The sequence below is a fragment of the Blautia sp. MSK.20.85 genome, assembly GCF_013317245.1.
GTDB lineage: Bacteria > Bacillota > Clostridia > Lachnospirales > Lachnospiraceae > Blautia_A.
In genome coordinates this window covers 17790-30506 of record NZ_JAAIUN010000037.1, presented here as the reverse complement: position 1 = coordinate 30506, position 12717 = coordinate 17790, and the positions used below count along the sequence as shown (strand labels likewise).

The 12717-nt window shown below is 37.4% G+C and carries 17 protein-coding genes and 2 pseudogenes; 14 read left to right on the top strand and 5 right to left on the bottom strand.

Going from position 1 to position 12717, the window contains the following annotated elements:
• Positions 1-53 precede the first annotated feature (53 nt).
• The 13 genes and pseudogenes from G5B12_RS15045 (at position 54) to G5B12_RS14985 (ending at position 10080) form a co-directional block, all read left to right on the top strand.
• The gene (locus tag G5B12_RS15045; RefSeq protein ID WP_055057064.1) at positions 54-1019 is read left to right on the top strand and encodes a ParB/RepB/Spo0J family partition protein; all 966 of its coding nucleotides are present in this window, start codon (positions 54-56) and stop codon (positions 1017-1019) included.
• A gap of 14 nt (positions 1020-1033) precedes the next feature.
• Positions 1034-1819, top strand: coding sequence for a ParA family protein (locus G5B12_RS15040; RefSeq protein ID WP_174088696.1), 786 nt, complete (start codon positions 1034-1036; stop codon positions 1817-1819).
• Entirely contained in the window at positions 1809-2711 is a 903-nt protein-coding gene (locus G5B12_RS15035) for a ParB/RepB/Spo0J family partition protein (RefSeq protein ID WP_174088695.1), read from the top strand. The genes G5B12_RS15040 and G5B12_RS15035 overlap by 11 nt, the downstream gene beginning before the upstream one ends.
• A 78-nt stretch (positions 2712-2789) precedes the next feature.
• Positions 2790-3788: a DUF6017 domain-containing protein gene (locus G5B12_RS15030; protein ID WP_174088692.1), complete on the top strand. Its 999-nt coding sequence runs from the start codon at positions 2790-2792 to the stop codon at positions 3786-3788.
• A 9-nt stretch (positions 3789-3797) separates the two neighbouring features.
• Entirely contained in the window at positions 3798-4094 is a 297-nt protein-coding gene (locus G5B12_RS15025) for a hypothetical protein (protein WP_005334864.1), read from the top strand.
• Between the two features lie 7 nt (positions 4095-4101).
• Positions 4102-4506, top strand: a complete 405-nt coding sequence (locus G5B12_RS15020) for a hypothetical protein (RefSeq protein ID WP_005334861.1) — start codon at positions 4102-4104, stop codon at positions 4504-4506.
• Positions 4507-4652: 146 nt separating this feature from the next.
• Entirely contained in the window at positions 4653-5093 is a 441-nt protein-coding gene (locus G5B12_RS15015; protein ID WP_005334752.1) for a hypothetical protein, read from the top strand.
• Between the two features lie 172 nt (positions 5094-5265).
• Positions 5266-5373, top strand: a pseudogene (locus G5B12_RS15010) (TnpV protein); the annotation flags it as partial.
• A 176-nt stretch (positions 5374-5549) separates the two neighbouring features.
• Complete coding sequence (locus tag G5B12_RS15005) at positions 5550-6224, top strand: response regulator transcription factor (protein WP_005334858.1); 675 nt, start codon at positions 5550-5552, stop codon at positions 6222-6224.
• Entirely contained in the window at positions 6212-7393 is a 1182-nt protein-coding gene (locus G5B12_RS15000; RefSeq protein WP_174088690.1) for a HAMP domain-containing sensor histidine kinase, read from the top strand. Before G5B12_RS15005 ends, G5B12_RS15000 begins: the two co-directional genes overlap by 13 nt.
• Positions 7394-7475: 82 nt before the next feature.
• Entirely contained in the window at positions 7476-8540 is a 1065-nt protein-coding gene (locus tag G5B12_RS14995; protein ID WP_040015615.1) for an ABC transporter permease, read from the top strand.
• Positions 8541-9200: a hypothetical protein gene (locus G5B12_RS14990; protein ID WP_005334852.1), complete on the top strand. Its 660-nt coding sequence runs from the start codon at positions 8541-8543 to the stop codon at positions 9198-9200.
• Positions 9201-9204: 4 nt separating this feature from the next.
• Positions 9205-10080 carry an ABC transporter ATP-binding protein gene (locus tag G5B12_RS14985; RefSeq protein ID WP_174088689.1) on the top strand — a complete coding sequence of 292 codons (876 nt, stop codon included), beginning with the start codon at positions 9205-9207 and terminating at the stop codon, positions 10078-10080.
• Between the two features lie 73 nt (positions 10081-10153).
• Here the strand turns inward: G5B12_RS14985 and G5B12_RS18565 are convergent.
• Positions 10154-10210, bottom strand: a pseudogene (locus G5B12_RS18565) (hypothetical protein); the annotation flags it as partial.
• Entirely contained in the window at positions 10207-10446 is a 240-nt protein-coding gene (locus G5B12_RS18560; protein WP_334285710.1) for a penicillin-binding transpeptidase domain-containing protein, read from the bottom strand. The pseudogene G5B12_RS18565 and the gene G5B12_RS18560, both read right to left, overlap by 4 nt.
• A gap of 99 nt (positions 10447-10545) precedes the next feature.
• Here G5B12_RS18560 and G5B12_RS14975 point away from each other — a divergent pair, with 99 nt between their 5' ends.
• Positions 10546-10755, top strand: coding sequence for a DUF6219 family protein (locus tag G5B12_RS14975; protein ID WP_005334849.1), 210 nt, complete (start codon positions 10546-10548; stop codon positions 10753-10755).
• 102 nt (positions 10756-10857) lie between these two features.
• Here G5B12_RS14975 and G5B12_RS14970 read toward each other — a convergent pair whose 3' ends face one another.
• The 3 genes from G5B12_RS14970 to G5B12_RS14960 form a co-directional block, all read right to left on the bottom strand.
• Complete coding sequence (locus G5B12_RS14970) at positions 10858-11511, bottom strand: CpXC domain-containing protein (RefSeq protein ID WP_005334848.1); 654 nt, start codon at positions 11509-11511, stop codon at positions 10858-10860.
• Between the two features lie 65 nt (positions 11512-11576).
• Complete coding sequence (locus G5B12_RS14965) at positions 11577-12101, bottom strand: ImmA/IrrE family metallo-endopeptidase (protein ID WP_005334847.1); 525 nt, start codon at positions 12099-12101, stop codon at positions 11577-11579.
• An 83-nt stretch (positions 12102-12184) separates the two neighbouring features.
• Positions 12185-12643 (bottom strand): helix-turn-helix domain-containing protein, encoded by a 459-nt coding sequence (locus G5B12_RS14960; protein WP_005334845.1) that lies wholly within the window; start codon positions 12641-12643, stop codon positions 12185-12187.
• Positions 12644-12717 lie beyond the last annotated feature (74 nt).

The following is a 12717-nucleotide window of genomic DNA, read 5'->3' as shown; positions in this document are numbered from 1 at the left end:
ACCTGCAAACATAAATTAGCTGAAACAGTATTCAATTCTATTAGCTACAGCTAATAGTCAAACAGCAATGTCTGTTTGGAACTTTACTATCTATAAAAGTTCCAGGCAGGCATTTTTTATTTCCTGAATCCTGGAGGAAAGGAGTCAAGATGACTGAGCCAAACAGACAATCAGGAGAAAGCGAAGAAAGAATCATAGAAATTGAGATTGAGCGTCTTCGTCCGTTCAAAGAGCACCCGTTTCAGGTAAAAGATGATAAGGAAATGTTTCTTTTGCAGGAAAGCATTGAGAAGTATGGAATTTTAAATCCGTTAATCGTCAGACCAGTACCGGATGGATACTATGAGATCATATCCGGTCACAGAAGAAAACATGCTGCGGAGAAACTAGGATACCGTAAAGTACCGGTGATCATCCGAGTATTAAGTGAAGATGATTCCATTTTAAGTATGGTAGATTCCAATCTTCACAGAGAACGGATCAGTTACAGTGAAAAAGCTTTTGCTTACAAACTGAAGAATGATGTATTGAAAAGAAAAAGTGGTCGAAAAAAGAGCCAAGTTGACCACAAAACACCAAGAAAACGATCGATAGAGATTATCAGCGAGGATTGTGGTGATAGCCCAAAACAAGTGCAGCGTTATATCTCATTGACAAAACTGATACCGGAAATGTTGCAGAAACTGGATGATGAGATCATTTCTTTTTGCCCGGCTGTAGAGATAGCTGCATTAAATGAAACAGAACAAAAGGAACTGCTTGTAGCAATGGAGTATGCACAGGCAATCCCATCACTCTCACAGGCCCAGAGAATCCGGCAACTGAGTAAAGAAAAGCAGTTGTCACTGGAAAAGATGGAAGAAATCATGTGTGAAGTGAAAAAGGGTGAGATCACAAGAGTGGCATTTACAAACGAGCAGTTACACAAGTATTTTCCAAATTCCTATACACCGGCAATGATGAAACGGGAAATACTGGCACTGCTGAAATTATGGAAAAAAGAATCATGGGAAAGTTAAAGGAGGAAGAAATCATGTGTAAAGTTATATCCGTAGTAAACCAGAAAGGCGGCGTTGGAAAGACCACCACAACCGTAAATGTAGGCATTGGACTGGCAAGAGAAGGTAAGAAAGTGTTGCTGATCGACGCGGATCCACAGGGAAGTTTAACTGCAAGTCTTGGATATGAGGAACCGGATGATCTCCGTATCACACTGGCAACGATCATGATGGATGTCATCAACGAAGAAGAAATCTCCCTGGAAGATGGAATCTTACATCATCAGGAAAATGTGGATCTTCTCCCGGCAAATATTGAGCTTTCCGCATTGGAAGTAACGATGGGAAATGTTATGAGCAGGGAAATGATCATGAAAGAATATATCGATGCGATAAGATGCCGATACGATTATATCCTGATCGACTGTATGCCGAGCCTTGGTATGATGACAATCAATGCACTGGTCTCTTCTGATTCTGTTCTGATACCTGTGCAGGCCGCATATCTGCCTGTTAAAGGACTTCAGCAGCTGATCAAGACCATTCTTACAGTAAAGAAAAGACTGAACCGAAAACTGGCGATTGAGGGCATTCTCCTGACTATGGTAGATTTCAGAACCAATTATGCAAGGGACATTGCATCAAGAGTACACACAACCTACGGAAGCCAGATTGAGATATTTGAAAATGTGATCCCGATGTCTGTAAAAGCTGCTGAGACCAGTGCAGAGGGAAAAAGTATCTACATGCACTGTCCGAAAGGAAAGGTTGCCGAAGCATATATGAACTTAACACAGGAGGTTTTGAAGAATGAAAAATAGAAGTGGCGAAAAGATCAAACTGGCAAGTATTGATGAACTGCTTGGTGTGGTAAATGAAGAATCTGCAATGGAGATAGAGATCAGTAAGATCCATCCGTTTAAAAATCATCCGTTCAAGGTGCTGGATGATGAAAAGATGCAGGATCTGGTTGAAAGTGTAAAGATTAATGGAGTACTGACACCGGTACTGCTTCGCATGGATGAAAATGAAGAATATGAAATGGTATCCGGTCACAGAAGAATGCATGCAGCACAGCTTGCAGGACTGACGACAATTCCGGCAATCGTAAGAGAATTATCAGATGATGATGCCATTGTGGCTATGGTGGACGCTAACATTCAGCGAGAGGAATTATTGCCGAGTGAGAAAGCCTTTGCTTATAAGATGAAACTTGAGGCAATGAAAAGAAAAGCTGGTAGACCCAGTAAAGGAAATACGGGACAAATTGTCCCGAATTTAACCACAGATATAATTGGTGAAACGGAGGGAATAAGTGGTCGTCAGGTAAAAAGATTTATCCGCCTGACAGAGTTAATTCCGGAACTGCTTGATCTGGTAGATAACAAAAAGCTTCAGTTCACGGTTGCTGTTGATATCTCCTATATCGATAAGGAAGTACAGGAATGGATTTACGAATATATCAGCGACACTGGATTTATCAAGCCAAAACAGATTGCATCACTCAGAAATCAACTGAATGATGGGCCAATCAATCAGATTCAGATGTTATCAATTTTCAATAACTGTGTGATGGCAAAGAAAGTATCCCGGTCTCTCACATTCTCGGAAAAGAAACTGACAAAGTACTTTCCGGATGATTACACAGCCAAAGATATGGAACAGGTGATTGAATCATTATTAGAAAAATGGATGCAGGAACAGTCCTGTTAAAGATAGAAAAAGCTAAGAAAACAAAGTCAAAGAAGTTTAAAAAGAGGACTTCTTAGCAGAAAATGAAAGGAGGAAATTATGGAGAAAAAAATGATATTTAATTATTTTTACGGTACTGAAGCTGATCAGTTCAGCTTCTACCGCATACCAAAAGCATTATTTACAGACAGTTACTTTAAAGATTTATCAAGCGATGCTAAAATTTTATATGGACTGATGTTGGATCGAATGTCTCTTTCCATCAAGAATCAGTGGTTTGACGACAAAAATAGAGCATATATCTACTTTTCCATCGAAGATATCATGGAATTACTGAACTGTGGCAGAAATAAAGCCATCAAATCCATGAGAGAACTGGATGACGAAACAGGGATTGGCCTGATTGAGAAACGCAGACAGGGATTTGGAAAGGTGAACGTCATCTACGTGAAAACCTTTATGCCTGAGAAAACAGATGAGAAAAAATTTGAAGAGGAATTAAAGAAGTTTAAAAAACAAACTTCTGTGGAAAATGAGGAACCCGCAGAAGTTTACAATCCAAACTTCATGAAGTCCCAAAATCAAACTTCTAGAAGTCCCGAAAACAAACTTCAAGAAGTTTACATTTCAAACCCTAATAATACTAATCTTAGTTATACTGAAATGAATGATAATAAATCTAATCCTATCATATCTGTGGATGAGAAAAGATTTGATAGCGATAACCGCTCTGAGGATTATCAGGCTTATGAAAACCTTGTCAAAGAGACCATTGATTATGAATCACTGGAAGTAACCCATCATGACGATATGCGACAGGTAGATGAAATCGTGAACCTGATCGTAGAAACTGTGATGTGTAAAAATGACAAGATATTGATTGCCAGCAACTGGTATCCGGCATCACTGGTGAAGAAAAAATTTCTGATGCTGACCTATTCACATATCGAGTATGTCTTACACTGTATGCGTGGTAACACCACCAAAGTGAAGAACATCAAGAAATATTTATTAGCATCCCTGTTTAATGCACCGTCTACGATGAACGGGTATTATCAGGCAGAGGTGAACCATGATATGCCAGGACTGGTAAGATAGGAGGTGCACATGTTTATTTTAAAACTTGCTGGGAAAATATTATTACTGCCGGTATGGCTGATCCTTTTTGTGATCGGACTGGCAGTAAAGATGACAGTACAGACTTATGCGGTTGTCAGAGGGATCCTTGGGTTTATATTCACTTTGTTGATTATAGCGACTGCATACTGTTACCATGACTGGGTACAGGTTGCATTTCTGTTTTCGCTGAGTGTAATTCTGTATCTGATCCTTTTTGCAGGAGTGTTCGTAGATACTGTACTGGACATGACAAGAGAACGCATTATTGATTTTATTATATCGTGAGGAGGATATGAAAATGAGCGAAAACAATGATTATATTCAGTTACCACCACTTAAAAAAGACACACCGTCCGATGTGGTAGCATTTATGTGGGAGTACATAAAAGTACCGGAGGATTCAAGAGAAAAAGTTAAGAATCTGCTTAAAGATGCAAATGAAAATGGCGTAAAATTAAGTCATCAGGCACCAACACTGTATGATGTTGTCCCAAAAGAAGAAATTACTGAATTTGAAGAGCTTATGCGCAAAACCATAGCTGACATTGTATCAGAAGCCAGTAGCATTGCCTGTTGGGTGTATGTGCAGAAATATGTGAAACAGAAAACTCTTGACGAAATGCTACAAGAATTGCCAGGAGCAGGCCAGTTTATCATTGTCATGGATACCTGGTTCGAAAGACTGATGGCGGAATAATGGATGCTATGATAGAATAAAGAAAACGATTTGAAGTGCAAATCGGAATTGACCGAGCTCTTAGAGCGAGGGATGCTTCTTGTCCGAAGGGCAAGAAGATGGAGGTTAGAAAGAGTTTAACAACTCGGAATTTGTGTGTGGAGGTGATGGTTGTGAAGAAAAAAGTAACAATAGCGTTTGTCATCACTGGCATTCTTGCTATAAGTACAATGATTATATTTTCAACATATAAGTCTTCGGAAGCCTATCGAAAAGCAAAAGCAAAGACACAGTGGGAGTGTTCTGTGGTCTGTGCGGAAAAGTCAACGCCTGATTCCTATGTAATTACATATTCTGACGCAAAAATTTTGTCTAATACAGGCGTGTTGACAGTTCAGAACAGAAACGATTTTGACATTACTGTACATCTGCTCTGTGAAGGAAAACAGGAACTTGTATCTGACAGTATTCCTGCTGGCGGTTGCTATTCTTTTCAGAATGTTACAGATAAAGAATACACGGTAGGTATTCATGCTGAGGTTGATGAAAATACGGATATAAAAGCATTTGTATATGATGGAAAAGACACTGAACCATATACAAGATAAATGGTTTCTAATTGCAAGATAAATTCAAGTTTACAGAACTGAATCAAAAGAGCTCGAAGGAGCTCTTTTTCCTTTTTTATAATAGTATCTGGGACTGTTGTTCCGTTGATAAGATTTTCAAGTTGTTGTGCGACTTCGGCTTGTTTGTTTGGATACAGACGACTATAAGTATTTAAGGTTTGAAAGAATTGTAGAGCAGATGAAACAGGCACAGGGGATCACGGAACAGTTAAAGGCAGAAAATCAGATGGAATGGGTAGCGAGAATGAACAATATGTAATCGTGTGCAAGGGAGATTGTGGATACAGAGATGGTTTATCAATAATGGAAATAAAATGAAGGAGAAAAGGCGGCAGTTTAGAAAGGCTGTTGCCTTTTAGGAATTGTTGTTTATTTGTTGTTTTTTATAAGATATACTATAAAGAAAAGATAGCATTATAGCCAGAGGTGGAATTTATGAACTATAAAATTTTAATGGTTGATGATGATAGAGAATTGCTAAAAATGTTGAATCAATACTTTACATTGAAGAATTATACAGTGATTATTGCAGAAAATGGCATAGAAGCAATGGAAAAGATAAGTGTAAATCCCGATATTATTTTATTGGATGTAAATATGCCGGGAATGGACGGAATTGAAGTGTGCAGAAGAATCAGAGATATGGTTTCCTGTCCGATTATTTTTTTGACTGCAAAAGTAGAAGAACAGGATCGAGTAATGGGATTGTTGTCTGGTGGCGATGATTATGTTTTAAAACCATTCAGTTTGAAAGAATTAGATGCCAGAATTATTGCCCATTTGAAACGTGAGGAACGTTTACATAGAAAAACAGAACAACGGTTTTATGGGGAATTAGTAATTGACTATGCCAGTAAATGCGTACATATTAAAGGAAATGCTTTAGGGCTTACTAAATTAGAATATGAGATTATAGAACTTTTATCCATGAACCCTGAAATGGTGTTTGATAAGGAACGTATTTATGAAAAGATTAGTGGATACGATGCAGAAGGAGATAGCCGAGTGGTGACAGAGTTAATTCGTAGAATTCGTAAAAAAATCAATCAATATACGGAGCATGAATATATTGAAACGATATGGGGGATGGGATATAAATGGACAAAATAAGAAATCTTTCGTTGAGAAAAACTATAGTTTTGTATATGATTGTTAGTTTGATAGTTAGTTTTTATCTTTCAGCATTGATTATGCGAATGGCAGCCACTATACAAGATGACATTTGGTGGAAATATGTAGATCAAGAAAAGTATTTTGAAATGGCAGAAGGTGAAGGTAGAAAGTATTTGACAGATGTTCCGAGACCGAATTCTTATGAAATGAAAAAATTTGATTATCATGTATCAGAGATATGCGATTTCCTTCAGACGTTTACAGTACTTATCGTGTCTGTGGTAGGCAATATCATAGCAGTGTTTCTTTTTTATAAGCATAAATTGAAAAATCCCATTGAAGAATTAGAACTGGCATCACAACAAGTTGGTCGAAATAATTTGGATTTTCATATTACCTATGAAAATAAAGATGAAATGGGAAGATTGTGCAGAGAATTTGAACGGATGAAGGAGCAGCTTGCAGAAAATAACCATCAATTATGGAAAATGATTGAGGAAGAAAAGGCTTTGCGAACAGCGATTGCACATGATATACGTTCTCCACTATCTGTGCTGGAGGGGTATCAGGAAATGCTTTCAGAATATCTCCCTAAGAAAGAGATAAATATGGAGCAAGCCCTAGATATGGTAAATGAAAGCAAAAAACAGATTGAACGTATGGATATATTTGTGGAAACAATGCGAAAGATGAGCAGTTTAGATGCAAGGGAGTTGGTGGCAGAAAAAATTACAAGTAAGCAGTTAGAAACAGACATACGTGCAGAGATGAATGTGTTTGAGAAAAAATTTGGAAAGCAATACGATTTAGAATGTTCGGAAACAGCAGAAAAATTTTCGGGAGATAAGGAAGTGATTTTAGAGGTTATAGAAAATCTTTTGTCAAATGCCTTTCGTTATGCCAAAACAAAAGTGGAAATGGAAGTTCTCCTTACTTATTCTGAATTACAAATCAGAGTAAAGGATGATGGAGTGGGATTTATAGTAGACAAACAAAAGGCAACAGAGCTTTTTTATCAGCAAAATGTGAAAGATAGTTTGAAACATTCAGGAATGGGTATGTATATCAGCAGATTGTATTGTGAAAAGCATGGCGGACAGTTACTTATAGAAAACGAAAAACAGAGTGGAGCTGTAATAACAGCAGTATTTCATCGGATTGCATAAGCAGTCCGATTTTTTTATACTGTTGTCTTTTTGTTGTGATTTATATTTTATGATGTCTATAACAAGGAAAGGAGACAAACGTATGATTGCTATTTTTAAAAGAGAGATTAAGAATTATCTAAAGCGACCGTTATTTTGGGTAGGTATTCTGCTTGTGATTTATGGTGTGTTTAATACGACAAGTCCATATTTAATGACACACTATTTAGGGCAAGGAGAGAAAATTGTCAATGATTATCCTGATACAGTTCGCTTAGGAGATGTTTATGAAGGATATATTCCTGCGAATCCTGAAAAACATCGAGAAATATGGAGTGGACAGATAAAACAAGCACTAATTGATGAATTAGAAATGTCTGATTTAGAGGCACAATCCGTAATGAGCGAACTTGTTGATATGGAGTTAGAAGAAGCATTCGTATATCTGGAGGAAAAATATGATTGGTATAGTGCAAGATATATGTACGAAGATAGTGCCTATTACAAAGGAACATCAGAAGAAATCAACGCATATCTGAACGAAAAAATGAAAAATAAGACGTTTTCTTTTTATTACTCAAGAAAATTTGCTGATTTTGCAGGGTTGTTTATGTGTTTTTTTGCAACAATTATGTTAGCGGTTCTGTTTTTACAGGATACGAAAAAGCATACTTATGAATTGCTTCACACGAAACCGATCACTGCCGGAAAGTATGTATTGGGAAAAGTAAGCGCAGGATTTGCAATTTGTTTGATTGCTCTGACTATTATAAATCTATTATTTTGGGCATTGTGTGTTATTTATACAAAAGACAGTGGGTTTGAAGTGCGGTTCTGGGATTTTATAGTTTCTACTGTACTTTATATACTTCCCAATATGCTGATGATTGTAAGTGTATATACATTGATTTCACTCCTATTTAAAAATCCACTTCCGGGAGTGCCGCTTCTGATTCTTTACATGGTATATTCCAATATGGGCGGAAGAAATGCGGAAGGAGTTTATGGATATTGGGGAAGACCTTTTGCGATTATGGTTCGATTCCCTGATCAGCTTTTCGATACGACACCGCCACCAATGGCATTTTTAAATCAGAGTCTACTTATTTTAGCATCTGTAGTGATTATTCTGATTTCAATACAGATTTGGAAGAGGAGGCGGATGTAAATGAAGAAGGAAATGAAGATTGTTCTGCCGTTTTATAAGATTGCTTATGCAGTATCTTTTGTTGTGATTTTAAGCTTGATACGTGGGGTTGTATTCACAAATGAAATAGGACTTTCCATTGAGGCACCTTTTGCTATATTGACTGCTGTTTTTTGTGCGGACACTTATGTGCAGGAAATTACAAGCAAGAGATCAGAAATCCATAGGCTGTATCCAATAAGAAAGAGAATTTGCTCCATCATGCAGCGAATAATGATACAGGAAGTTTTTTTATTACTGCTTGCTGTTTTAGGTTACGGATTGTTTTTTGTGTTTCAAAAACCGGTCACACATCCGGCAACAGAAAGTGAAATACTTCAGTTTATTGCCTATTTTTTAGCGATTGTAGTAACCATTTTCTTTTGGGGAATATTGGTCAATACATTGTCTATGCTTTTTCGCAATATGTGGATGGGGATTGGAAGCTGTCTTCTGATATGGGTAGCAACAAATTCCACGGGAGGAGATAAACTTTTTGGGGCATGGAATCTGTTTTCCTATGCTTTCAGAGATATAGAAAATACTGCTGATGTTACATGGCTGCAAGGGAAAGCTTTGTGTATTGGTATTGGATTGATTTTATTGGTAGTATTGCCGAAAATAGTTAGAAAGAGAGGGTAAGTTTATGAGTATTCATATTGAGGATTTAACAGTAAGATTTAAAAATGGTGTGACAGCAATCAATCATGCGAATTTAAATATACCGAATGGAATTTTTGGATTATTGGGAGAAAATGGAGCAGGAAAGACAACTTTGATGAGGGTTTTAACTACTGTACTTAAACCTACAAGTGGAACGGTCACATTGGACAGGATTTTATATAGTGAAGGAAACTATGAAAAAATCCAGAGAAAAATAGGGTATCTGCCACAGGAAATTGATCTTTACCCGAATTTGACAGTTCAGGAGTGTTTAGAGTATATGGGGGATTTGGCAGGTGTTCCAAAAGCGGAGTGCAAGAAACGAATAGAATATTATTTGAAAAAGACCAGTCTTGCAGAACACCGGAAAAAGAAAATGAAACAGTTGTCAGGCGGGATGAAACGACGGGTAGGATTAGTGCAGGCGCTTTTAAATGAACCGGAATTTTTGATTGTGGATGAGCCGACTACCGGTTTAGATCCAGAGGAACGTATTCGCATCCGCAATTTGTTAGTAGATTTTTCTGAAAACAGAACGGTTTTGTTTTCAACTCATGTGGTGGAAGATTTGGCTGCTACCTGTAACCAACTTGCAATTATGCACAAAGGTAGTTTCTTATATGCGGGTTCTATGAAGAATTTGACAGAAGAAGCACAGGGGAAAATCTGGATTTGCAAAGTACCTGATGAGAGAAAAGCAAGAGAAGTGGAACAGAAGTATCGTATTACATCAAAACAGTATGTTGAGGGGGGATTGCAGTTAAGAGTGATTTCTGAAATACAGCCAGAATTGGATTGTATGTCAATTCCTGCAACGTTGGAAGATGCTTATATTTATGTGACGAATCAATACGAGTAGATAAAGCACCATCTGATGCTTTACTACCAGTTGCACGTTGTTCGCTTTGAATATTTGTGGAGAAAAAGTATGTATTATTTTGGCTTTCTATAAAACCTATAAACCAGCCATTTATATCCTGCCCGTTCACTCGTCCGGTTCCGGTTTTTCCATAAATTCTCCATTTTCAGAGGCGGTAAGATGGATGGAATTTTTGACGGCATGAATATTAGCAGGAGTAAAGTTGAAGTTGTTTCGATATAAATTTTTCAAAAGTTCAACTTGTTCTACTGGTGAAATCTTTAAGGATGACTGCATCCAGTAGGAAGAGAAATCTCCGGATATATTTTCATTGCCATATCCTATTTGCTGAAGGTATGAATTTATAGTGGAAGCTCCGAGCTGCTTGTCGATTGATTCAAAATACCAGTTTGTATATATATTTTAAAAGGTATATGATTAAGAAAAACGGCAGGAGGTATCTGAATGAAAGCACATAAATATTGGTCTATCAGTGCACTGATTACAATGCTTGGAACTTTTTATACAGGTTATAAGGGATCAAAAGAAGGCCATAAGTACTTTGCAGCAAGTACTTTGCTTTGCATGATTATGGCTATTTATACAGGACACAAGATGATTTCTGGTAAAAGTAGGAAGAAAAAAGAAGTTTCAGTAGAGAGTGTTGAAGATTAAAAAACAAAATATTTTAATAAATAACGCCGGTGCGGGATTTTTGATATCCAGTACTGGCGTTATTTATTCTACAGGGGCTTGGGGGTGTAGCCACCAAATATACTATTCGTTTTCTGCTTCAGCAAGTTTGTTAAGAATCCACTTCCGATTGATAACAATATCCTCATCATCTCGGAGATCTTTGAAATCAGTGCAGTGTGAAGAAGCAAATTCATACATATCGTCAATGTCAACTGCACCAGTGGTCTCACCCTTATTAATGATTACAAGAATATTTGTTCCGTCATCGTCGACAGCAAAGCGCAGTTCATCAAATTCTTCATCAGGATTATTTTCGAGAAGAGAATCTGTCGCAAGTAATTTAACAAGTTCCATTATCCTGTCATCTTTACCTGCATCAAAAATCTGTATCTTTTCAACGAGCTGATTTGGTGACGTTACGATTCGGGATAAATATTTTTCAGTACGAAAATCAAACAAAGCATTTTCACCATAAAACATTTCATATGTCTTTTCTACTTCTGATTCAGAAACCAGATAAATCATGATAAGATCTTCCATCTGGTGATAGAGTGTAGGATAGTTTAAACGAAAGGTCTCTCCACAGCTCGGGCAAGTATAAAGGAAAATAGATTTATTAAGTACCTTCTCTTTCATTTCAGGATCCAGTGCAGTATTAATACTGTCCCAGAGCTCAAAATCCCCCTCATGATGGCAGGAAGGACAAGTTACTTTTTCAATATGATGTCTTGACATAAATGTTCCTCCTTTCAGTGAGATAAATCTATAGTTTTCTTATTGTAGAATGCGCTTATCCTTTATTATTTTGCCAGGAAATTACTCTGAATCTCCATCGGCATATGATAAGCCTGGCCTCGTTTTGTCAGGCTGTATAGTTTAAAGCTCATGAGTTCCGGAGTTGCATTCAGAGAACTGCAGAGTCCGAAGTAATCCAGGTCTTCGTTCTGAACCATATCTTCGATCTCCTCATCATCAATCAGAAGATCGGCAGCAAACAGATTGGCCTGGTATTCTGTATTATCCGTCATATTGTAGAGTGTATCATCTTGCATCGGAGCCATTTTCAGCTGGGAACGATGCAGGATGATATGCCCTAATTCATGGGCGGCAACGATCATCTTTTCTTCTTCTGAAAGGAAACTGCTGATCATGACATAGATCGTCTTGCAGCTCATAAAACAATATCCTTTCAGTGTCTTATATCTGGAAGTTTCCCCGACAACAATGTTCATCTGATCCATGATCTCAAAGGGATCCCTGGTGCCATATTTCTTGATTAATTTCTTTGTTTCTGTATATATGTAAGTGTTTCTCAAATAAATCACCTCAAAAGTAAAAAATAAAAAGGGCAGAAATATCCTTGTAACTATAAGGTAACAGATTAGGTGTACAATAATCCCGCCTTCTATTATTTTTCCTCTTGGTTTTTCAGATATTTTTTCGGTGTAAATTTCTTTGCACGTCTTTTGGAATCCAGATAAAGGCTCTGGATCTCATCCATAAAAGCTATTTTATCTTCGTCTGTCAGTGATCCACCAGCAAACATAGCTGCAGCCTGTTCCAGGATCTGCTGAGCCTGTTTGGCACCACGGTTACCAAACTGTTCGGATGCTTCTGTGATAAAAGCTTCATCCTCACTCATGAGATAAGAAACGTCACACTGTAATGCATCTGCCAGTTTCTGATACAGAACATTTTGTTTTGGAAAACGTCCTTCTACTTCCCAGGATCGAATGGTCCTATATGAAACACCAACCATACTGGCCAGTTCCTGCTGACTCATCTTTTTTTCTTTTCTTAATGATCTTACTTTTTCACCGAATGTCATAAACATACCTCTTTCTAAGCCTTGTCTTATAAGTTTCATTAGCCGCCTCAAGGCAAAACGGGAAATGTGTCTCCTGAAAATTAAAAATTAATCTTGACAAAGGGAAATATCTC